A 21,521-nucleotide genomic window follows, 5' to 3' on the forward strand; every position below is an offset into this window, starting at 1 on the left:
GGCTGCAATGGTACGCCTCACCTTCCCCGTCTCTGCCACAACGGCTTCTTCCCTTTCAGGTGCCTCTCGATGCCGTCGTTGAGCCGGCCGCGCAGGTCGATGACCGCCTCGACATGCCCGAACACCTCGGGGAAGCGCAGGTCCAGCCACAGCCACAGCGTGCACTGGCGCAGCGCCTGCTCCATGCGGTCCAGGCGGCTGTGTTCGTCGACGTCGTCCAGGAACCAGGGCGTGCCGGCCTTGCCGGTGCGCGCGTGGCTGGCGGCCCAGGCCTGGAACTGTTCGACGACCTGGGGCAGGCGGTCGTCCACCGGCGCCTGCGCGTAGCGAAAGCGCTCCTGCAGCGACAGTGCCGCCGCGTTGCGGTCCAGCATCTCGGCCAGGCCCAGCATCTGCTCCAGCTCGGCCACTTCGAAGTGGGCGTCGTCCAGGCGCAGCTGCTGCATGAAGACGGTCAGCACCTGGTGCAGGCTGTTCACGCCCAGGCGCGCCGAGATCGTCTGCACATGGCGCCAGTTGGGCGCCACCGGGCACTTGAAGTCGCGCGGTGCGCGGGGCTCCTTGGGCAGCAGCTCGCGCAGCGTCTTCATCGCGTCGGCCTCGGCCTCTTTCAGCACGCTGACGAAGCCCTCGTCGTGCATGCCGTAGCGGCCGGCGCGGCCGGCGATCTGGTGCACCTCGCCGACGGTCAGCGCGCGGTCGCCGACGCCGTCGTACTTCTCCAGCGTCGAGAACAGCACGCGGCGGATGGGCAGGTTCAAGCCCATGCCGATGGCATCCGTCGCGACCAGCACCTGACTGGCGCCGACGGCAAAGCGCTCGGCCTCGCGGCGGCGCACCTCGGGTGGCAGCGCGCCGTAGATGACGCTGACAACGTGGCCGTTCTGCGCGATCTGGTCGCGCAGCATCAGCACGTCGCGGCGGCTGAAGGCCACCACCGCGTCGCCCGCATGCAGATGCGTCATCGGCACGGGCGCGGGCATCAGCTGCACATGCTGCTTGCGCTCGAAGACGCGGCGCTCGGGCTTCTCGCCGCACAGCTGCAGCAGCCGCTCGATGGCCGGCGCGGCATAGGCCGACGCGATGATGATGAGCTCGCGCGCCGGCACGCCGACGATGGCCTGCGTCCAGGCCCAGCCGCGCGAGTCGTCGAAGATCATCTGCGCTTCGTCGATGACGGCCACGTCGATGGTGTCGCGCGTGTTGACCATCTCGATGGTGCTGCTCACCACGCGCGCGTCGTTGGCCGGCACGTTCTCTTCGCCGGTCAGCAGCGAGCAGGGCACGCCGCGGCCCACCAGACGGTCGCGGCCCTCCAGCGCCAGCAGGCGCAGCGGTGCCAGGTAGGCGCCGTCCAGCGCCTGCGCCAGCCGCTCGAAGGCGGCATAGGTCTTGCCGCTGTTCGGCGGGCCCAGGTAGAGCGTGACCTTGCGGCCCAGCTTGCGCGCCGCGTCGAAGCTGTCCGGGTAGCCCTGGAAGGCCAGTTCGCGGCCGAGGCTGGCCAGCGTGTCCTGCTCCTCGACCGTCTGCTCCCAGCGGTCCTGGGCGCGGTTCAGCGCCGCCTTCAGGTCCTCGTAGGGCATGGGCACGCCGCACTCGGCCTGCAGGCGCGGCAGCAGCGAGGCGAGCTGGCTGGCATGGCCCATGGCCTCGCTGCGGGCGATGAGGTGGTTCAGGTGCAGGATCAGCTCGGCCGTGTAGGAGTACTCGGGCGCCTGGCCCAGGTTGTGGCGCAGCGCGGCCGTGTCGCCATCACGGAAAAAGGCCCAGACGGGCTCCTCGGGCACCGGCACGCGGTGCGACAGGTCGATGCGCCAGCCCTCGTGCGCGAGCGTGATCGGGTGCACGCACAGCCGCGTGAACACCAGGCCTTCGCGGCGCAGCCCCAGGCTTTCGAGCTGGTGCAGGCGCTGCTGCAGCTGTGGGCGCAGCGTGTTGGTCTGGGGCGTGGCTTCGAGCTGGGCCAGGGCGACCGGGATATGGGCCGGCAGGATCCAGCGGCTCGGCCGGCCACCGCCAGCGGCCCGGGAGATCTGGATGCAACCCAGGCGATCCAGCGACTCGTCGCTGCCATCGTCGAAATCGGCGGGCACGAGCACCTGGGGCAGCGCGTGCGCGGCCTGGCGGATGCGGGCCCAGTCCTCAGGCGCGAGGCCCGCGGGGAAGCGGGCGGCGTGGCTGGGTTGCGGGAGGGGAAAGGCGGGTGCGGGCGGCTTGGCCGGCTTGGGCGAGGAGACTTCGGAATTCACGGCGGAAGTGGAACACAGGCGAGCTGACTGCGTCCTCGCCACGAGGGCCGACGGGCGCGCGGTTTGCCGGTGCCCATTGCTTCGTGACAAGCTCTGCAACTGCTTTGGAGGCCCGCATGCCACGCGAAATCAAGGTTGTCAGCGAAACCGTCGCCGCGCCGGCGCACGAGGTCTACGAGTTCGCCAGCCGGCGCGAGAACCTGCACCTCTGGGCATCGGGCCTGGCGTCGGCCGACATCGAGCAGGAAGGCGACCACTGGGTGGTCACCGACTCACCCATGGGCCGCATCCAGATCAGGATGGCGCCGCGCAACGAGTTTGGGGTGCTGGACCACGATGTGACGACGCCGGACGGCGTGACCACGCACAACGCGTTCCGGGTCACGCCGGTGGATGAGGGCTGTGCATTGACGTTCGTGGTGCTGAGGATGGCCGGGGCGAGCAATGAGGACTTTGAGCGGGATGCGGCGCATGTGCTCAAGGATTTAAGGGCGTTGAAGGCGTTGATGGAGAACGGCTGACTTGCTTCCCGCAAGGCAGCGTTGGCTGCTCGCACCCCACCAAGCTGCCAGCGACGCGGTTTGGGCGACGTTCAGCGCCAGCTACTCGAGAGCTTCGACGCGCACGCTGCCGAACTCGCCAACCAGCACAGCAACGAGTCGTCCTAAATAGTCTCGACCCGATCCACCGTGGTCACAGAAGTACAGCCCGTACTGTTCAATCATCGCCGTCGCATCCGGCATTCCAGGCTTCGTCGAGTCGGCTCGGAATTCGTAGCTGGGGGTTGGCACGCTGCCGATTTTCACGGTGGCCACTTCGGATAGGGCGTGCTCGATCCGCGCCTTGTCGAGGTGCGAGAACGTCAGTCGATATTCAGTACCCATGACGGTCAGAGTCGTTCCACTTGCATCACAACGGCTTCGGCCGCGTCCCCTCAGACGGATTCGCAATCCACCCCTGCAGCTCCGCCGCCCTTGCATGTTTGGGCGCCAGCTCCAGGAAAGTCTTGTAGGCCGCCATCGCCTTGCCCTCGTCGCCTGCCAGCAGCCGCGCGTCGCCGAGGTTGAGCCAGGCCAGGGAACGGCTGCCGTCCATTTCGACGGCCTTCTCGAACCACACTGCAGCATCGGCAGGCTTGCCGCGCCGGTACAACACGAAGCCCAGGTTGTTGGCCGCCAGCGCGAACTTCGGCTGCAGCTGCAAGGCCTCCTTGAAGGCGGCCTCGGCCTCGTCGTAGCGGCGCTCGCGGTAGAGCTGCAGGCCGCGGTCGTTGGCGCGTTGGGCGGCGACGCGGGCGCCGGGGTCGACGCGGGCGGTCGTGGCGGCCAGGGCCTGGTCCTTGCCGTCCAGGCCCTTGATGGTCACTTGAACACCACTGGCCGCGCCACTCGCGGCGGTGGCGACCTGGCGGCCGGCGCTGCTGGCCTCGTCGAGCTTGGCGGCGAACTGGCTGGCCTTGTCATCGAGCTGGGCCACGGCGCCACTCAGCGCGGGCTCCTGCGCCGTCGGCAGCTCGAAGATGAACTCACCGCCCTCGCTGCCCGGCAGGCTGCCGAAGGCCGGCGTCTGATGGGCGATGGCCGACACGGCGGGCGCCACGTAGGCGGCCAGCTCGGTGGCGGTGATGAGGCCGTCGCCGTTCAGGTCGGCCTTGCCGTTGAGGGCCTGCAACAAGGTCCACGTGAAGACCGAATGGCCGCCGGGGCCGTCGTCGGCCACCTGCTGGTCGGCGCCGCCGGCGGTCATCATCTGGCGGCCGAAGCGACGGGCGTTGGTGCGGGCAAAGTTGCTGTCGGCCGCGGCGCTGCCGCCACGTGTCAGGCCCAGCCCGGAGTAGCAGGCGTCGATGACGAACAGCGCGTGCTTGGCCGTGATGGCCTCGGCCACTTCCTGCAGCTGCGGCATAGCGATGGCGTCGGCTTGCAGGTCATTCAGGCCGGCGTCCACCGGCACGATATAGCCGACCTCGCGGCCGCTCGGCAATTTGCGCGTGCTGCCGTGGCCAGCGAAGAAGACGAAGACGCGGTCGTCGCGCTTCACGCGCTTGGCGTCGCCGAAGCGCTCGTTGAGCGCCTTCAGGATGTTGGCCCGCGTGGCGTCGCCATCGGTCAGCAGCGTCACGTTGTCGGCTCGAAAGCCGAAGCGCGTGACCAGCGATTCGCGCACGGCCTGCGCGTCGCGCACCGCGTGCGAGAGCTTGGGCCAGGCCGTGTATTGGTTGATGCCGATGACCAAGGCATGGCTGTCGCGATACAGCTCGCCGGGGGCGGGTGGCGGTGCGGCGGCGGTTTTGTCGGTGGACACGACGAACTGCCCATCCTTCCAGCTCGCAAAGCGCCAGCCTTCGGCGGCGAGCTGGTCCAGCACCAGGGGCAGGGCCTGCACGGTGCGGGCGTGGATGTCGTGGAAGAGCACGATGCCGCGCTGCTGCTTGTCCAGCTCGGCCATCACCCGCGCGGCGATGCTCTTGGGGATGGGGTCGCTCCAGTCCAGGGAGTCGACGTTCCACATCATCGAGCGCAGCTTCAGCGCCTCGATCGTCGTCAGCGCGCCGTCGTTGCGCGCGCCATAAGGGAATCGAAACAACGCGTCGCCATTGCGACCCGCCGCATCCAGCAGCGCCTCCGTGTTGGCGGCTTCTTCCTTGACCTTGACCAGCTCGAACTTGGACATCAGCCCATGCGTGAAGCTGTGGTTGGCCAGCTGGTGGCCAGCGGCGAGAACCCGCTTGGCCACGGCGCTGCCATTGCCCGGCTGGATCTTGCCGTCGGCATCGACCTTGCCGAGGTTCTGGCCGAGCTGGAAGAACACGGCCGGTGCGTTGTAGCGCTTCAGGATCTCCAGGATCTCGTCCGTGTACCGCGCATGCGGGCCGTCGTCGAAGGTCAGCAGCACGGTCTTGGGCGGCAGCTTGTCGCCAAAGACCTCGCGCTCCTTGGCGGCGACACCGCGCATCGCACCTGACGCGGCGGGCTCCGGCGCCAGGTCAGCCGCGGCCGGCAACTGTGCGCCGTGCTGCTTCATGACGGCGTCGCGCGTGTGCAGCGCCTTCAGCTTGGCGACGTAGTCGCTCCAGCGCTCGCGCTTGAGCTCGATGCCGCGCTTGGCAAAGCCGCCGAAGACTTCCTTCAGCTCCTGCTCATAGGCCTTCTCGACTTCGGCCAGCGTGTCCAGGTCTTCCTGGGCGCGGCGGGCGAGCTTGATGCCGTCCAGCGTCTGCGCGCTCTTCAGGCCGGTAGCGAGCTGGCCCAGCACCTCCTTGAAGGCGAGGCGGTCGGCGTCGAACCAGCTCGGTTCGCTCTCGATGCGCGTCAACAGCGCCGCGGTGGCGTCCAGGGACTCGGGCTTGAGCGCCAGATCGGCCAGGCGCTGCTGGCGCTGCAGCAGCTCGTGGAAGAGCTGCTGGCCGAGGGCCTGCACCTCGCGGCGCTGGGCGGCCGGCAGGGTGGCCTCGCCGTCCATCAGCACGACGATCTGGCGGTGCAGGGCCAGCAGGCCGTCGCCTTCCTCACGCAGCTTGGCCGTCGCACTGCTGTCCTGCGCGGCCGAGGCGGCTGGCAGCGCGGCGGGCACTTCACTGAGGCGTTTGTTGCAGCCGGTCAGGGCGAAGGCGATGGTCAGCAGCAGGGCGAGTGAGATGAGGCGCATTGCGGGGTGAAAAAGTCAGCCGCGAGATTGTGGGGCTGCCCGCGCTGCTGACAGCGCGAGACTGCGGACGCCGACAGAATGCCGTCCTCCCAACAAGGACGATAACGATGAGACTGCTCGCCCTGACCCTGGCTCTTGCCTGCTTCATCGCCCCCAGCCAGGCCGCCACCCCCGCCGAGCGCCTGGCCGATGTGGCGACGCGCTACTACGACACCCGCGCCCGCTTCGACCCGCTCAACGCCACCCAGGCCGGCGACAACCGCTTTGACGACCAGCTGGGCCTGGACATCGCGCCGGCCGAGCGGGCCAAGCGCTTCGCCGCCTGGCGCGGCTTCCTGAAGGAACTGGCCGCCCTGCCCGCCGCTAGCCTGCCGCAGGCCGAACGCCTGAACCGCGAGCTGCTGGAGCAGCAGCTGCGCGCCCAGCTGGCCTTCGAGCGCTACCCCGACCATCTGCTGCCCTTGCACCAGATGGGCGCCACGCCCTTCCAGCTGGCCTTCTTCTCCAGCGGCCAGGCCGGCCAACCGCTGAAGACGGCCGCTCAACTCGACGCCTACCTGAAGCGTGTCGCCGGCCTGCCGGCCTGGTGCGACCAGGCCATCGCCAATATGCGCGAAGGCATCAAGCGCGACGTCGTGCAGTCACGGCCCGTCGTCGAGGCGGCACTGCCGCAGCTGCGGAACCTGGCCGAGGTCGACGCCGAGCACAGCCCCTACACGGCGCCGGTGCGCGTCCTGCCCGCCGACCTCACCGCCGAGGACCGCACGCGCCTGACCGAGGCCTACCGCCGCGAGCTGACCGAGCGCGCTCAGCCCGCGCTGCGCCGCCTGCTCGCCTTCGTCGAGACCGACTACCTGCCCGCCGCGAAGCGCCGCGGCAGCATTGGTTGGACGTCCCTGCCCAACGGCCAGGCCTGGTACCGCCAATGGGTGCGCGAGCAGACGACGACTGACATGACGCCCGAGCAGATCCACGAGCTGGGGCTCAAGGAGGTGGCGCGGATCCAGGGCGAGATCACGCGCATCGCGCCGCAGCTCGGCTTCACGGGCGACCCGCTGAAGAACGGCGGCCTGCTGGCCTGGGCGCGCAGCGATGAGCGCTTCCGGCCCTTCAAGACCGAGGCCGAGATCCTGGATGCCTATCGCGCCATCAACGCCCGTGTCGCGCCGCAGCTGCCCAGGCTGTTCGGCCAGCTGCCGCGCATGGCGCTGGAGATCCGCGCCGAGCCCGAGCTGACGCGCGAGACGGCTTCCGATCACTACACCGCCGGCCAGGCTGACGGCAGCGCGCCCGGCGTGTTCTGGGCCGTCATCAACGACCCCAAGGACTACTCCGTGGCGACGATGACCGCCCTCTTCCTGCATGAGGGCCAGCCCGGGCACCATTTCCACTTTGGCCAGCAGGTGGTGATGCCCATGCCCGAGTTCCGCCGTCGCATGTGGATCAATGCCTATGGCGAGGGCTGGGCGCTGTATGCCGAGACCCTGGGCCATGAACTGGGCCTGTATGCCAACGACCCCGTGGCCTACGCCGGCATGCTGCGCATGGAGATCAGCCGCGCGGCGCGCCTTGTCGTGGACACCGGCATGCACGCCAAGGGCTGGAGCCGCGAGCAGGCGCTGAAGTATTGGATGGACACGACCGGTGCTGGCGAACAGCAGGCCGTGGCCCAGATCGACCGCTACCTCGCCTGGCCGGGCCAGGCCCTGGGCTACAAGATCGGCGCGCTGAAGATCCAGGAACTGCGCCGCCGCGCCGAGCAGAAGCTGGGCAAGAAGTTCAGCCTCGCCGCCTTCCACGACCAGGTGCTGGGCGAGGGCTCGCTGCCGCTGTCGGTGCTGGAGAAGCGCATCGATGCGTGGATTGCCACACAGGCTAAGGTGGCGCGATGAGCGACATCACGATCTTCCACAACGCGAAGTGCGGCACCTCGCGCAATGTGCTTGCGCTGATCCGCCATGCCGGCCTGGAGCCGCGCGTCGTCGAGTACATGCAGACGCCGCCGAGCCGCGACGAAATCCGCGCGCTGGCGGCGGCCGCCGACCAGCCCTTGCGCGCGTTGCTGCGCGAGAAGGAGGCCGTCTTCACCGAGCTGGGCCTCGCCGATCCGGCTCTGAGCGATGACGCCCTGCTGGACGCGGTTCAGCAGCATCCGGTGCTGCTGAACCGCCCCATCGTCGTGACGTCCCTGGGCACGGCGCTGTGCGGTCCGTCGGAGGCGGTGCTGGAGCTGCTGCCCGTCGGGCCGTTGCCGCCCTTCACCAAGTCTGACGGCGAAGTCGTGCACGACCACGGCCGTCGGCGCGGCTGAGGTTCAGGCCGGAAAGTCCGTCGATGCCGCGAGACCGCGCCATTCGGCCGTCTCGCGCTCGACAAAGGCGTGCTTGTCGGCAATGGCCTGCAGCGTGTCCGTGCCCAGCGGCAGGCGCAGTGGCGGGGTCTTGGCATCGACCAGCGTCAGCATGGCTTGCGCCAGGCGCTCGGGGTCACCGGGCTGGTTGAGGCTGATGCGCTTGGCGGCCTCGCGCACCTGGCCGGCGCTGGCGGCGTAGTCGGCCAACTCGCGCGGCGAGGTGACCAGGGACTGGCCTTCCAGGAACTCGGTGCGGAAATAGCCGGGCTCGACGACGGTGGCGTGGATGCCCAGCGGCGCGAGCTCGGCATGCAGGGCCTCGGTGATGCCCTCGACGGCGAACTTGGTCGAGCAGTAGACGCCGAAGCCCGCGGCCGAACGGACGCCGCCGAGCGACGAGATGTTGATGACATGGCCGCTGCGGCGCTCGCGCATCTGCGGCAGCACGGCGCGGGTCACGTTCAGCAGGCCGAAGACATTGGTCTCGTACAGCCGGCGCACTTCATCGGCACTGGCTTCCTCGACGGCACCGAGCAGGCCATAGCCAGCGTTGTTGACGAGGATGTCGATGCGGCCGAAGCGGCTCAGCGCGGCGGCCGTGGCCTGGGCGGCCTGGGCTTCGTCGGTGACGTCCAGGGCCACGGCCAACAGGCCGGGCTGGGTGCCCAAGCGCTTCTTGATGCTCGCGGCGTCACGGGCCGTAGCGACGACGGCGTCGCCATGGGCCAGGGCGGCTTCGGTGATGCGTGCGCCGATGCCGCGCGAGGCGCCGGTGATCATCCAGACGCGCTTGAAGGTGGGGGTGGTGGTCATGTTGGGCTCCGGTGTGGGGTGAAGGGTGGATCGGCCGATGGAGCGAAATTTAGGATCGGGATTGATCTTCAACTAGCCCAGAATCGCTTCATTGATTGGCAAGTAAATCCTGACAATGGCCTTCAACGAACTTCGCGCCATCACCACCTTCACCAAGGCCGCCGAGCTGGGCAGCCTGCGCCAGGCCGCGGTGGCCCAGGGCATCACGCCGCAGGCGGCGAGCCAGGCGCTGACACAGCTGGAGGCCCACCTTGGCGTACGCCTCTTCCACCGCACGACGCGTCGGCTCAGCCTGACCGAGGAGGGCGAGCGCTTCCTCGGCGCCGCAGCGCCCGGGCTGCAAGCACTGCAGCGCGCATTGCATGGCGCGCGCCTGGGTCGTGACGTCATTGCCGGGCCGCTGCGCATCACGGCCTCGCGCTCGCTGATGCTGCCGGTGCTGTGGCCGGTGCTGGAGGAGTTCTGCGCCCGCCACCCCGACGTCGAGCCCGATGTGCAGTTGGACGACCGCATCGGCGACTGGGTGGCGGACCGCGTCGACGTGGGCTTTCGCGCCGGCACGCCGCCGGGCGAAGGCCTGATTGCCCGCCACCTGCTGCCACTGCAGCTGATCGTCTGCGCCGCGCCCGCCTACATCGCCCGCCATGGCGCACCGCAAAGCATCGACGAGCTGGCCCGGCACCGCTGCAGCGGCTTTCGCCACCCGAGCACGGGCAAGCCCATGCCCTGGGAGTTCCTGGTGGGCGACGAGATCGTCGGGCGCGACGTCGCCTCGGTCTTCATGACCAACGACGTCGAGCTGGAGGCCAATGCCGTCGTGGCCGGCCAGTGCATCGGCCAGCTCGTCGGCGCCACTGCCGCCCCGCTGATCCGCAGCGGCCAGCTCGTGCCGCTGCTGACCGAGCATGTCTGCGCCCACCTTGGCCTGTACCTGTACTACGGCAGCCGCGTGGCCCAGCCGGCGCGGGTGCGGGCCTTCATCGACCTCGTCGTTGAGCGCGTGGTGGGCAACCCGGCCTGGGTGGTCAGCGCTCAGGAGCTGGCTGCGGCCGCCCGCAAGCGCCGCTGAGCGGGTAACAAGCCGACGCGATTGGTAAAGCCTGGGCACACGGCGAAAGCCAACACTGCAGACGGGGAGGGCATCTGAATTGGAGGCTCTCATGAACTACAGAACCCTGACCGTATGCGCAGCGGCCGTGGCCCTGGCGGCTTGCGGCGGTGGTGGCGGCGATGCTGGAACTCCTGTCACGACGCCCTCGAACAGCACCTCGGGCACGCTGGCGCTGAGCCTGACCGATTCGCCGGCCTGCGGCTTCGACCATGTGTACGTGACGGTGCAGAAGGTCCGCGTCAACGCCAGCGCCGACGCCGCCGAAGATGGCGCCGGCTGGACGGACCTGGTGGTGGGCCCGACACAGCGCTTTGACCTGCTGGCGCTGCAAAACGGCGTGCTCGCCAGCCTGGGCCAGACGCCGCTGGCGGTGGGCCATTACGCCCAGTTGCGCCTGGTGCTGGCCGAGAACGGCGGCGCCACGCCGCTGGCCAACTCGGTCGTTCCCACGGGCGGCAGCGAGGTCGCGCTGAAGACGCCCAGCGGCCAGCAGAGCGGCCTCAAGCTCAATGCCAGCATCGACATCGCAGCCAACCAGATGGCCGACTTCGTGCTGGATTTCGACGCCTGCAAGTCCGTCGTCACGGCCGGCAACTCGGGCCAATACCTGCTCAAGCCCGTCGTCGCCGTCGTGCCCAACTTGCTGTCGGGCGTCAGCGGCTATGTGGATGCGAGCGTCGCCTATGGCGGCACCCAGGTCAGCCTGCAACAGGGCGGCGTCGTGCTCAAGGCCACCGCGCCGGACAGCAGCGGCAAGTTCGTGCTCACGCCGGTGGCACCGGGCAGCTACGACCTCGTCATCAAGTCCGCGGCCCGAGCCACCATGGTCGTGACCGGCGTGCCGGTGACGGCGAATACCGTGACGGCTGTCAGCACCAGCGTCGCGCCGCTGTCGCCCGCCCCGGCCATCGATGGCCAGGCCATGGGCACGGTGATGGTGGATGGGGTGGTCAACACGGCGGCCGTCGCGGCGACGCAGAAGCTGGCCAGCGGCGGCATCATCACCATCGCCGAGACCCTATCGGACTCGACGACCGGCGCCTTCAATCTGACCCTGCCCGCCGCGCCGCCCTGGGTGGCGCCCTATGCCGCGCCGCCGGCCAGCCTGGTCTTTGCGGCGGACGTGACGGCCGGCCTGTCCTACTCCTTCAATGCAAGCCTCAACGGCACGGTCAAGGTCGTCGGCCCGTTGGCTGTCACGGCGGGTGGCACGCTGACGGTCAACTTCGGCTTCTAAGCGAGAGTGGGCTTGAGCAAGTCCGCGATGCCGATGCGCGCGGCAAAGTCCTCGCGCACCCGCTCGGCCACCTCGGTCACCGCCGCCGCGCCGTCGTCCATGAAGTCGACGACCGAGCGGAAGGGCCGCTCGCCATGCGCCAGGCCCACGACGCGCACGACCTCGTCGGCGACGGCCTGCGGGTCGGCTTCGGGCGGCATCAGCGCGGTCAGACGCGCGCCGATCTGGTCCATCAGGCCGGCATAGCGGGCGTAGGCCGCGGCCTTGGCCTCGTCGGCCGGCTTGCCGGCGTTGGCGAAATGGTCGGTGCCGCTGGTGAAGGCGCCGGGCACGACGATGCTGGTCTCGATGCCGAAGCGGGCCAGCTCGAAGCTCATGGTCACGGCCAGCGAGTCCATGGCCGCCTTGGCCGCCGCATAGGGGCCGAGGAAGGGAGGGAAGCCGCCGCGTGTCGTCGTGCTGCCAATCCACAGCAGCAGGCCGCGCTGCTGCTCCCGCAGCACCGGCAGGGCCGCGCGGTTGACGCGTTGGGCGCCGAGCACATTGGTGTCGAAGACGGCGCTGATCTCTTCCGGCGTGTAGGCCTCGGTGGGCCCGACGACGAGGTGGCCGGCGTTGTGCATGACGACGTCCAGGCGGCCCTGCTCGGCCACGATGGTGGCGACGGCCGCGTCGGCACTGCGCTGCGACAGCACATCCAGCTCGACGACGCGCAGGTCCAACCCGCGGGCAAAACTCCAGTCGCGCAGCTCGCGGGCCTTGGCCGCGTTCTTGGCGGTCACGCCGCGCATGCTGGCGTAGACGGTGTGGCCGGCGGCGGCCAGGGCCAGGGCGCTCAGCTTGCCGATGCCGCTGGAGGCGCCGGTGACGAGAATGACTTGTTGTTGGTTGCTCATGATGCTGTCCTCCTTCAGACGATGCCGCCGTTGACGCGCACCGTCTGGCCGTTGACCCAGGCTCCTTGCGGCCCAGCCAGCACGCCGACCATCGCCGCGATGTCTTCGGGCTGGCCCAGGCGCTCGAGCGGCGCCATCTTGGCCAGGCGCTCGACCTGCTCGGGCGTCTTGCCGTTCAGGAAGAGATTCGTCGCCGTCGGGCCGGGGGCCACGGCGTTGACGGTGATGTTCTTGCCGCGCAGCTCCTTGGCGAGGATGTTGGTCATGGTCTCAATGGCGCTCTTGGTGGCCGCGTAGACGGCGTAGCCCGGCAGGCCCAGGCCGATAACGCTGGTCGAGAAATTGATGATGCGCCCGCCCTGGCGCAGGCGCTTGGCCGCCTCGCGCATGGCGAGGAAGCTGCCCTTCACATTGACGTCGAAGAGGCGGTCGAAGGTCTCGTCACTGGTGTCGGCGAGGTGGGGCAGCTCGTTGGCCATGGCGCCGGCGTTGTTGACGAGCACGTCCACGCCGCCGAAGGCTTCGGTGGCGGTGTCGAACAGCAGCCTGGCGGCGCCGGCATCGGCCACATTGGCCTGGACGGCGATGGCACGGCCGCCACGGTCCACGATCGCATCGACAACCTTTTGCGCTTCGACGGCATTGCCGGCGTAGTTGACGACGACGGCATGACCGTCGGCCGCCAGTCGCTGCGCAATGGCCGCGCCGATGCCGCGCGAGGCGCCGGTGACGATGGCGACGGGGGAAGAGGAAGAAGAAGTGGTGTTGCTCACGGGGTGCTCCAGGTCGTTGGGTTGGAAGGCAGGACCGAGGAGCGGCCCTGTGAGTTCAATGTATTGTTCGATCGCTTTCGGATAAATCAGACGAACAAGACATCACAATCCAAACCATCTAAACAATTGGGGCGAGGAAGGCCATGGACCGACTGGATGCGATGCGCCTCTTCGTGCGCATCGTCGACCTGGCCAGCTTCACCAAGGCGGCCGACGAGCTGCAGCTGCCGCGCGCCTCGGTCAGCCTGGCCCTGCAGCAGCTGGAGGTGCGCCTGGGTGTGCGCCTGCTCAACCGCACGACGCGCCATGTCAGCCCGACGCTGGACGGCCAGGCTTACTACCTGCGCTGCCAGCAGATCCTGCAGGACGTGGGCGAGGCCGAGGACCTGTTCCGCAGCGCCCAGCTCAAGCCGCGCGGCAAGCTGCGCGTGGACATGCAGGGCAACCAGGCCCAGCGCTTCGTGCTGCCCTACCTCGGCGACTTCCATGCCCGCTACCCCGACGTCGAGCTGGAGATCGGCCTGGGTGACCGCTTTGTCGACCTTGTGCGCGAGGGCGTGGACTGCGTGCTGCGCTCGGGCGAACCCAAGGACTCGTCCATGGTGGGCCGGCGCGTTGCCCAGCTGCGCCAGGTCACCTGCGCCAGCCGCGACTACATCGAGCGCCGCGGCCTGCCGCTCACGCTGGAAGAGTTCGCCACCCACCAGGCCGTCAACTACATCGGCAGCAGCGGTCGCGTGCTGCCCTTCGACTTCATCGTCGATGGTGAAGCGCACAGCCTGACCCTGCCCGGCCCCGTCACCGTCAGCAGCGCTTCGGCCTATGGCGCCTGCTGCCTGGCCGGCCTGGGCTTCATGCAGGCGCCGCGCTACAACTTTGAGAAAGAACTGGCGAGCGGCGAACTGGTCGAGGTGTTTGCCGACTGGCAGCCGACGCCTATGCCGGTCTATGTGCTGTATCCCCATGCCCGCCAGCTGTCGTCGCGGGTGAGGGTGTTTGTGGATTGGCTGGCGGAGCGGATGGCGGGGGCGGGCTGAGCGACGCTGAGCGGTGAGCGCTTATGAATCGCTGCACTCGGTGGACCTAGGGGCCGACGTGGTTGCCTATCTGCATCGAGGCGCTGTTGTGAGCATCTGGACGCGGCTCGGCGCTGCGGGCCTCCTCATCACCCACCCGACCCCGCCACCGCCCTGAACAGCCGGATCGCCGTCTCCGCCGCCGGCGCCAGCGTGCGGCCGCGCAGCCAGACGGCGTGGGCGTCCACATAGAGCTCGCTCATCGTCTTCAGCCCGCGCACGGGCTGCAGGCCCAGGGTCTGGATGATGGGCAGGGCACGCGGCAACGCGGCCAGCAGGTCGCCGTCGGCCGCCAGCCGGGCCAGCGTGACGAGGTCATCGCATTCGACGACGACGGGCAGCTCGGCCGGCGTTGCAAAGCCCAGGCCCTGGGCCACATAGGCCTGCAGCTGCGGCGACACCGACACCATGGCCAGGCCGTAGTGCACCAGGTCGGCCGCTGTCACGGTCGTGGCGTCCAGCAGCGGATGGCCGGCGCGGGCGTAGACGGCGCCGCGGATGCGCGTTACCGGCGCCATCTCCAGCCGGCTGGCGTCGGTCAGCATGCGCGGGTCGGCGACGAAGAACTCGATGGCCTCGTCGGTGAGCAAGGTCAGCAGGCTGTCGACATTGCCGTAACGCACGCGGGCGACGACGCCCGGTGCCTGGCGGCGCAGTTCGGCCAGCAGCGGCGGCACCAGCACGGCGGCCGGCACGGGCCCCGCGCCAAAGGCCAGTTCGCCCAGCAGGCCGCCGCGCAGCAGGTCGGCGTCGCGCTCCAGGCAGTCGGCGTCAAAGACCAGGCGCCGCGCCCGCTCCACCAGCGTGCGGCCGGCCGGCGTCAGCACGGCGCCCAGCGGCCCGCGCTCGAACAGGCGCAGGCCCCAATGGGCTTCGAGGGCCTGGATGCTGCGGCTGAAGGCGGCCTGGCTCAGGTGCACACGCTCCGCCGCGGCGACGAAGCGGCCCTCGTCGGCCAGCGCGATCAGGTGGGAGAGCTGGCGGAGGTTCAACCTAGATCCGGCAGTTGGGCACGTCCGAGGGGCGGACGAGGCGAGCCGCCGGCAAGGCGCGCCGACGAAGTGGGCTGATGCCCACGAGGAGAAGCAACGCCGCCTGCGGTTTGCAGCGGCCGACCAGCGGGCGTGCAGCGTTGTTCATCGAAGCGGCGAGGGTGGCAAATCGGCCAGCGTGCCGAGGTTGAAGGCATGGCGCCATGGGGAGCGGCCGACTGCCGGATCTGGGTTGCTATGCAGTGAACGCAATGAATGCCGACTAATTATGCGTTGGACGTAATTGCTGCCGGCTTTCATCCTTCGCTCCCCGGCCCGCTCAGAGGCTGGAGGAGGCAAGCGCCGTGGAGTTCGATTACGTGATCGTGGGCGCCGGTTCGGCGGGCTGCGTGCTGGCCGCGCGCCTGAGCGAAGACCCCGGCGTGACGGTGGCCCTGCTGGAAACCGGCGGGCCGGACAGCAGCGTGCTCATCCACGCGCCGGCCGGCGTCGTCGCCATGGTGCCCACCCGCATCAACAACTACGCCTACCAGACCGTGCCCCAGCCCGGCCTGATGGGCCGCCGCGGCTACCAGCCGCGCGGCAAGACGCTGGGCGGCAGCAGCTCCATCAACGCCATGCTCTATGTGCGCGGCCACCGCCACGACTACGACCAATGGGCGAGCTTCGGCAACGCCGGCTGGTCGTATGACGAGGTGCTGCCCTATTTCCGCCGCGCCGAGCACAACGAGCAGTTCGGCGACTGCCCGCTGCACGGTCGTGGCGGGCCGCTGAACGTGACGCTGCCGCGCAGCGCGAGCCCCATCAACCAAACCTTCCTGACCGCCGCGGCGCTGCAGGGGGTGCCCCATATCGGCGACTACAACGGCGCCGAGCAGTTCGGCTCTTTCGTCTACCAGGTCACGCAAGTCAACGGCGAGCGCTGCAGCGCCGCCAAGGCCTATCTGACGCCCAACTTGGGCCGCCCGAACCTCAAGGTCATCACCCACGCGCAGGCGACGAAGCTGCGCCTGGCCAATGGCCGCGCGGTGGGAGTGGACTACCGCGTCCACGGCCAATCCCGCCTCGTGCGCGCGCGCCGCGAAGTCCTGCTCAGCGCCGGCGCCTTCGGCTCGCCGCAGCTGCTGATGCTGTCCGGCATCGGGCCCGCCGCGCACCTGCGCCAGACGGGTGTCGAGGTGCAGCACGACCTGCCCGGCGTCGGCCAGAACCTGCAGGACCACATCGACTATGTGCAGACCTGGCGCTGCAGCTCGGACACGCCTACCTTCGGCGTCTCGCTGCGCGGCGGCGCGCGGCTGGCGCGGGCGGTGGGTGAATGGCGGCGTCATCGCACCGGCCTGCTGACGAGCAGCATTGCCGAGTCCGGCGCCTTCCTGCGCTCTTCGGCGGATGTGACCGTGCCCGACCTGCAACTCGTCTTCGTGCTTGGCATCGTCGACGACCACGCCCGCAAGCTGCACTGGGGCCACGGCATTTCCTGCCATGTCGACGTGCTGCGGCCGCACAGCCGCGGCACGGTGGAGCTGGCCGGGCCCGACCCGCAGCTGGCACCGCGCATCGACCCACGCTTCCTCAGCGACGAGCGCGACATGCGGCTGCTGCTGAGGGGCGCCCGGTTGCAGCAGCGCCTCATCGAGTCCAAGCCTTTCGACGGCCTGCGCGGCGACATGCTCTACCCGGTGCGCGCCGACGACACCGAGGCGCTGGCCGCCGACATCCGCGCCCGTGCCGATACGCAATACCACCCGGTGGGCACCTGCCGGATGGGCCCCGCGGGCCGCGATCCGATGGCCGTCGTCGATGCGCGACTGCGTGTGCACGGCATCGGTGGCTTGCGCGTCGTCGACGCCTCGGTGATGCCCACCATCGTCGGTGGCAATACCAACGCCCCCACCATCATGATCGGCGAGAAGGCCGCCGACATGATCCGCAAAGATGTCTGAGCCCCTCGCCCAGCCGCGCCGCCCTGAACGCGGGCGCGCCCAGTCGGTCCCCCGAGGGGACGGCGATGCTTGCCGGATCGACCGGCAAGCACATCGCCACGGCGGGCCGGCTTGGGAGCGGCCCTGCGCTCGGCCCGAAAACCGTGCCCATAGCTCAATGGAGACGAAATGAAGACGATGACCCTAATCGCCGCAGTCCTGGCCCTCGCCGGCTGCAGCCGTGAGACCGCAGCGCCCTCCGGCGACGCGAGTGCGACGACGGCGCAGGCGAACGCGCAGTTCGCACAGACCCTGCCGCTGGACGAGGCCCAGGGCTTCGAGGACGCCAAGCGCGGCCTCATCGCGCGCCCGGAGGGCAAGATCCTCGCGGCCGACGGCAGCGTGCTGATCGACTTCGACGCCTTCAAGTTCGTCGATGGCGCCGCGCCGCCCACCGTCAATCCGAGTCTCTGGCGCCATGCCAAGCTCAACGCCCAGATCGGCCTCTTCAAGGTCGTCGACGGCGTCTACCAGCTGCGCGGCTTCGACATGGGCAACATCACGCTGGTCGAGGGCAAGACCGGCTGGATCGTCATCGACGCGCTGACCTGCCGCGAGACCGCGAGCGCGGCCATGACCTTCGCTCGCAAACACCTGGGTGACAAACCGGTCACCGCGCTGCTGTTCTCGCACAGCCACATCGACCATTTCGGCGGCGCCCTGGGCGTGCTGACGGCCGAGCAGGCGCGCACCGTGCCGGTCATCGCTTCGGCGGGCTTCATGGAAGAGGCCACCAGCGAGAACGTCATGGTCGGCACCGCCATGGGCCGACGCTCGGCCTACCAGTTCGGCAAGAACCTGGAACGCTCGCCCAAGGGCCTGGTCGACACCGGCCTGGGCAAGGCCGTGGGCTACGGCAGCTTCGGCGTGCTGGCGCCGACCGACCTCATCACGCAACCCACCGAGGAGCGCGTGCTGGACGGCGTGCGCATCGTCTTCCACAACGTGCCCGGCGCCGAGGCCCCGGCAGAGATGACCTTCTCGGTGCCGTCGCTCAAGCTCTACGGCGGCGCTGAGAACCTGGCGCAGACCATGCACAACCTGCTGCCCGTGCGCGGCGCCAAGGTGCGCGACGCGCTGCGCTGGGCTGGCTATATGCAGGGCGCGCTGGACCAGCTCGGCGACGCCGAGGTCTATGTCGGCCAGCACAACTGGCCCGTCTGGGGGCACGACCGCATCGCCGACTTCATCACCAAGCACCGCGATGTCTACAAATACACCCACGACCAGACCGTGCGCCTCATCAACGCGGGCCTGACGCCGGCCGAGATCGCCGACCAGATCCGCTTGCCCAAGTCGCTGCAGGGCCACTTCGGCGCACGCGGCTACTACGGCGACCTGCGCCACAACGTCAAGGCCGTCTACCAGTTCTACCTCGGCGCCTACGACGGCAACCCCGCCCACCTGGACCCACTGCCGCCGGTGGACGTCGCCAAGCGCTATGTGGCCCTGGCCGGCGGCGCCGACAAGGCCGTGGCCGCCGCGCAGACGGCCTTCGACCAGGGCGACTACCGCTGGGCTGCCGAGCTGCTGAACCATGTCGTCTTCGCCGATGCCGGCCACAAGGCCGCGCGCGAGCTGCTGGCGCGCGCCTACGACCAGCTCGGCTATGTGGCCGAGGCCTCCACCTGGCGCAACAGCTACCTGACGGCCGCCGCCGAGCTGCGCGGTGGCGCGCCCAAGCAGGGCGTCAACCGCGCGGCCTTCCTCGACATGCTGGCCCAGACGCCCATCGAGCGCTTCCTTGAGGCCATGGCCGCCGGCCTCAACGGCCCGGCCGCCGAGGGCAAGGACTTCAAGATCAACCTGGTGCTGACCGACACCAAGGAGAGCTATGTGCTGTGGATCGAGAACGCCGTGCTCCACCACCGCCGCGCCGAGCCGGCCGCGGATGCCAACGCCACGTTGACGCTGACCAAGGGCTTTTTCGTCCGCATGATGGCGGGCACCGCCGGCGCCAAGGACCTGCTGCTGTCGGACGACGTCAAGGCGAGTGGCAGCAAGATTGACCTGGGCCGCTTCCTGAGCCTGATGGACAAGGCAACGGGAACCTTTCCCATCGTGTCGCGCTGACGCAAACTGCGGGCATGCAAGCCAATCGCTCCATTCCCGCTGCGACCGTCCTGCCCGAACTGGCCTATCCGGACGTCAACGCCGCGGCCGATTGGCTCTGTCGCGCCTTCGGCTTCGCGGTGCGGCTGCGCATTGCCGACCATCGTGTGCAGATGAGCGTGCCGGGCGGTGGCGCCTTGGTGGTCAAGCAGGGAGAGGTGGCGCCTGACAGCTGTTCGTCGCACTCGGTCATGGTGCGAGTGGCCGATGTCGATGCCCACCACGCCCGTGCGGCAGCGGCTGGCGCCGCGGCGGCCGGCGCGCCGACAACCTACCCCTTCGGCGAGCGGCAATACGGCGTGCGCGACTTCGCCGGCCACCACTGGGTTTTCACGCAGAGCGTGGCCGATGTGGACCCGGCGAGCTGGGGCGGCGAGCTGCATGCAGAATCAGCCACTCCTCCCCACGGATTGGAAGACTCGTGAAGCGCATGTCCCCTGCCCTGGTACTTGCCGGCCTGTTGATCGGTGCGCCCGCGATGGCGGCCGATGAACCTCCGTCAACGCTCGAAAAGATCGAAGGCGCCGTGACGCGCGGCGCCCAGGCTGCGGCCAGCGGGGTTGCCCGTGGCGTGCACGCGGCGGCGAGCGGCATCGAGCGCGGCGCCAAGGCGACGGTGCGCGGCGTGGAAAAGGGCGCCAGTGCGGCCGCCCGCGGTGTCGCACACGGTGTGGATGCGGCGGCCAGCGGCGTCAAGCGCGGTGCCGACGCCACCAGCAATGCCGTGCGCAAGACGGCGAACAAGGTCGAAGGCAGCGGCTCAGCCGCCAGCTCCTCGAATTAATCCAAGGGCCAGGGCATGGCCTTGGGCATCTTGGCGGGGTCTTGGGGCTCCGCCGGCCTGGTGCTTTTGCGCGCCGGCGCATCGGCCTCGCGCCACCACGGCGTCGCGGGCTCGCCCTTGGCCGGCTCCACGGCCTCACCCAGACGAGGCATCAGCAGCTGGGCGCCCTGCTTCGGGCCAAGTTCCAGCAATGTCTCGGCCGGTGCATCCCAGTCATGCAGGGCTAATGAAAAGGTGCCCCAGTGCACCGGCAGGAAGGCGCCGCCGCCGAGCAGCTGGTAGGCCTTGAGCGCGTTCTCAGGCCCGAGGTGGATGTCGCCCCAGGACGGGTGGAAGGCGCCCACTTCGAGCATGACCAGATCGAAGGGCCCGAAGCGTTCGCGGATGGCCGCGTACTCGCTGGTGAGGCCCGTGTCGCCGCTGAAGAAGACGCGGTGTTTCGGCGTCTCGATGACGATGGACGACCACAGCGTGGCGTTGCGGTCGGTCAGCGAGCGGCCCGAGAAATGCTGCGACGGCGCCGCATGGATGCGCAGTTCGGAGTTCGGCGCCTGCCAGTGCTCCCACCAGTCCAGCTCGACGATGCGCTCGGGTGGCACGCCCCAGGCCTCCAGATGGGCGCCGACGCCCAGCGAGGTGATGAAGGGCACCTCCTGCAGCTTCACCAGCTCCTTGACCGTGCCCATGTCCAGGTGGTCGTAGTGGTCGTGGGAGATGACGACGGCGTCGAGCTTGGGCAGGGCCTTCAAGGCCAGCGGAACCGGCTGGAAGCGTTTCGGCCCGGCCAGCTGCGAAGGTGAGGCACGCTTGCCCCAGACGGGGTCGGTCAGCACACGCAGGCCGTCGACCTCGATCATCACCGTGGAGTGACCGAGCCAGGTGGCGCGCAGGCCGGTGTCGGTGGGCTTGAGCCAGGCGTCCAGCGGGTTGACGGAGGGCAGGGTGCCGGCCGGTGTGCGGCGGCCTTCGGAGCAGATGAAATCGCCCAGCGATGGCCGCTCGCTGCGGTCACGCAGCCCCGGCTGGATGGGATGGACGTTGCGAAAGCCCTCGCCTGCCTCCGTGGCCAGGTAGCGCGGCGACGCCCGCATGCGTTCGAGACGGAGGCCGGTGGCGCGTTTGCCGAGTGACTTCATGGCAGCAGGTGTTGGGGCAGACCTGCCGAGATGGCGGCGTGGCGCGGGCTTTCAAGGCCGTGGGCCGCACGGGCCTTCAGGCATTGGCTGTCGCCGGGCTGCACGCCGCGGCAGGTGCTGGAGCGCTGGGCGTAGATGCTGCAGCCTACTTCCTGGCCCACCTCGCCGCGCAATGCGATGCAGCGCACCGGCCGCGTCTCGGTGCCAGCCATGCAGCGGTGCAGCGAGCCGACCGGCCGCGTCAGCGCCACGGGTACGGTGCCGCCCGGCACGTCATCGGCTTCGGCCCAGTAGAAGGACACGCGGAACACCGCGCAGCAGGCGCCGCAGCGCTGGCAGTCGAGTTCGTCGTCCAT

19 protein-coding genes are annotated in these 21,521 nt (G+C 69.4%); 10 read left to right on the forward strand and 9 right to left on the reverse strand.

Annotation, left to right across the window (positions count from 1 at the left end; all coding sequences use genetic code 11):
- Nucleotides 1–17: 17 nt before the first annotated feature.
- Nucleotides 18–2,249 (reverse strand): helicase-related protein, encoded by a 2,232-nt coding sequence (locus ACXJLH_RS15280; protein ID WP_457444999.1) that lies wholly within the window; start codon nt 2,247–2,249, stop codon nt 18–20.
- Nucleotides 2,250–2,365: 116 nt separating this feature from the next.
- On the opposite strand from ACXJLH_RS15280, the gene ACXJLH_RS15285 reads away from it, so the two are divergent.
- The gene (locus tag ACXJLH_RS15285; protein ID WP_457445001.1) at nt 2,366–2,770 is read left to right on the forward strand and encodes an SRPBCC family protein; all 405 of its coding nucleotides are present in this window, start codon (nt 2,366–2,368) and stop codon (nt 2,768–2,770) included.
- Between the two features lie 81 nt (nt 2,771–2,851).
- Here ACXJLH_RS15285 and ACXJLH_RS15290 read toward each other — a convergent pair whose 3' ends face one another.
- Together ACXJLH_RS15290 and ACXJLH_RS15295 are read right to left on the reverse strand one after the other, a co-directional pair.
- Nucleotides 2,852–3,133, reverse strand: a complete 282-nt coding sequence (locus tag ACXJLH_RS15290; RefSeq protein WP_457319814.1) for a hypothetical protein — start codon at nt 3,131–3,133, stop codon at nt 2,852–2,854.
- A gap of 25 nt (nt 3,134–3,158) precedes the next feature.
- Nucleotides 3,159–5,897 (reverse strand): polysaccharide deacetylase family protein, encoded by a 2,739-nt coding sequence (locus tag ACXJLH_RS15295; RefSeq protein ID WP_457445003.1) that lies wholly within the window; start codon nt 5,895–5,897, stop codon nt 3,159–3,161.
- Between the two features lie 107 nt (nt 5,898–6,004).
- Here ACXJLH_RS15295 and ACXJLH_RS15300 point away from each other — a divergent pair, with 107 nt between their 5' ends.
- Nucleotides 6,005–7,789, forward strand: coding sequence for a DUF885 domain-containing protein (locus ACXJLH_RS15300; protein ID WP_457445005.1), 1,785 nt, complete (start codon nt 6,005–6,007; stop codon nt 7,787–7,789).
- Entirely contained in the window at nt 7,786–8,208 is a 423-nt protein-coding gene (gene arsC / locus ACXJLH_RS15305; protein WP_457445007.1) for an arsenate reductase (glutaredoxin), read from the forward strand. The genes ACXJLH_RS15300 and arsC overlap by 4 nt, the downstream gene beginning before the upstream one ends.
- A gap of 3 nt (nt 8,209–8,211) precedes the next feature.
- On the opposite strand, the gene ACXJLH_RS15310 is transcribed toward arsC, so the two are convergent.
- On the reverse strand, nt 8,212–9,063 hold the full coding sequence (locus ACXJLH_RS15310) for an oxidoreductase (protein WP_457353401.1): 852 nt from the start codon (nt 9,061–9,063) through the stop codon (nt 8,212–8,214).
- A gap of 115 nt (nt 9,064–9,178) precedes the next feature.
- Between ACXJLH_RS15310 and ACXJLH_RS15315 the strand changes: the two genes are divergently transcribed.
- Both ACXJLH_RS15315 and ACXJLH_RS15320 read left to right on the forward strand, forming a co-directional pair.
- Entirely contained in the window at nt 9,179–10,132 is a 954-nt protein-coding gene (locus ACXJLH_RS15315) for a LysR family transcriptional regulator (RefSeq protein WP_457353403.1), read from the forward strand.
- 91 nt (nt 10,133–10,223) lie between these two features.
- On the forward strand, nt 10,224–11,411 hold the full coding sequence (locus tag ACXJLH_RS15320) for a DUF4382 domain-containing protein (RefSeq protein WP_457445009.1): 1,188 nt from the start codon (nt 10,224–10,226) through the stop codon (nt 11,409–11,411).
- Here ACXJLH_RS15320 and ACXJLH_RS15325 read toward each other — a convergent pair.
- Entirely contained in the window at nt 11,408–12,307 is a 900-nt protein-coding gene (locus ACXJLH_RS15325; protein ID WP_457445011.1) for an SDR family NAD(P)-dependent oxidoreductase, read from the reverse strand. The two genes, ACXJLH_RS15320 and ACXJLH_RS15325, sit on opposite strands and share 4 nt — an antisense overlap.
- A gap of 14 nt (nt 12,308–12,321) precedes the next feature.
- Complete coding sequence (locus tag ACXJLH_RS15330; RefSeq protein ID WP_457445013.1) at nt 12,322–13,080, reverse strand: SDR family oxidoreductase; 759 nt, start codon at nt 13,078–13,080, stop codon at nt 12,322–12,324.
- A 143-nt stretch (nt 13,081–13,223) separates the two neighbouring features.
- On the opposite strand from ACXJLH_RS15330, the gene ACXJLH_RS15335 reads away from it, so the two are divergent.
- Complete coding sequence (locus ACXJLH_RS15335) at nt 13,224–14,117, forward strand: LysR family transcriptional regulator (protein ID WP_457445015.1); 894 nt, start codon at nt 13,224–13,226, stop codon at nt 14,115–14,117.
- 128 nt (nt 14,118–14,245) lie between these two features.
- On the opposite strand, the gene ACXJLH_RS15340 is transcribed toward ACXJLH_RS15335, so the two are convergent.
- Nucleotides 14,246–15,148, reverse strand: coding sequence for a LysR family transcriptional regulator (locus ACXJLH_RS15340; protein WP_457445017.1), 903 nt, complete (start codon nt 15,146–15,148; stop codon nt 14,246–14,248).
- A gap of 344 nt (nt 15,149–15,492) precedes the next feature.
- On the opposite strand from ACXJLH_RS15340, the gene ACXJLH_RS15345 reads away from it, so the two are divergent.
- From ACXJLH_RS15345 to ACXJLH_RS15360, 4 genes are all read left to right on the forward strand, one after another.
- Nucleotides 15,493–17,094 carry a GMC family oxidoreductase gene (locus ACXJLH_RS15345; protein ID WP_457445019.1) on the forward strand — a complete coding sequence of 534 codons (1,602 nt, stop codon included), beginning with the start codon at nt 15,493–15,495 and terminating at the stop codon, nt 17,092–17,094.
- Between the two features lie 168 nt (nt 17,095–17,262).
- Nucleotides 17,263–19,206, forward strand: a complete 1,944-nt coding sequence (locus ACXJLH_RS15350; protein WP_457445021.1) for an alkyl/aryl-sulfatase — start codon at nt 17,263–17,265, stop codon at nt 19,204–19,206.
- 14 nt (nt 19,207–19,220) lie between these two features.
- Nucleotides 19,221–19,670, forward strand: coding sequence for a VOC family protein (locus ACXJLH_RS15355; protein WP_056191129.1), 450 nt, complete (start codon nt 19,221–19,223; stop codon nt 19,668–19,670).
- On the forward strand, nt 19,667–20,029 hold the full coding sequence (locus ACXJLH_RS15360; RefSeq protein ID WP_056191131.1) for a hypothetical protein: 363 nt from the start codon (nt 19,667–19,669) through the stop codon (nt 20,027–20,029). The genes ACXJLH_RS15355 and ACXJLH_RS15360 overlap by 4 nt, the downstream gene beginning before the upstream one ends.
- On the opposite strand, the gene ACXJLH_RS15365 is transcribed toward ACXJLH_RS15360, so the two are convergent.
- On the reverse strand, nt 20,026–21,165 hold the full coding sequence (locus tag ACXJLH_RS15365; RefSeq protein WP_457445023.1) for an MBL fold metallo-hydrolase: 1,140 nt from the start codon (nt 21,163–21,165) through the stop codon (nt 20,026–20,028). The two genes, ACXJLH_RS15360 and ACXJLH_RS15365, sit on opposite strands and share 4 nt — an antisense overlap.
- Nucleotides 21,162–21,521, reverse strand: coding sequence for a YkgJ family cysteine cluster protein (locus tag ACXJLH_RS15370; RefSeq protein WP_457353420.1), 360 nt, complete (start codon nt 21,519–21,521; stop codon nt 21,162–21,164). The genes ACXJLH_RS15365 and ACXJLH_RS15370 overlap by 4 nt, the downstream gene beginning before the upstream one ends.

This window comes from Roseateles sp. P5_E4, assembly GCF_054049255.1.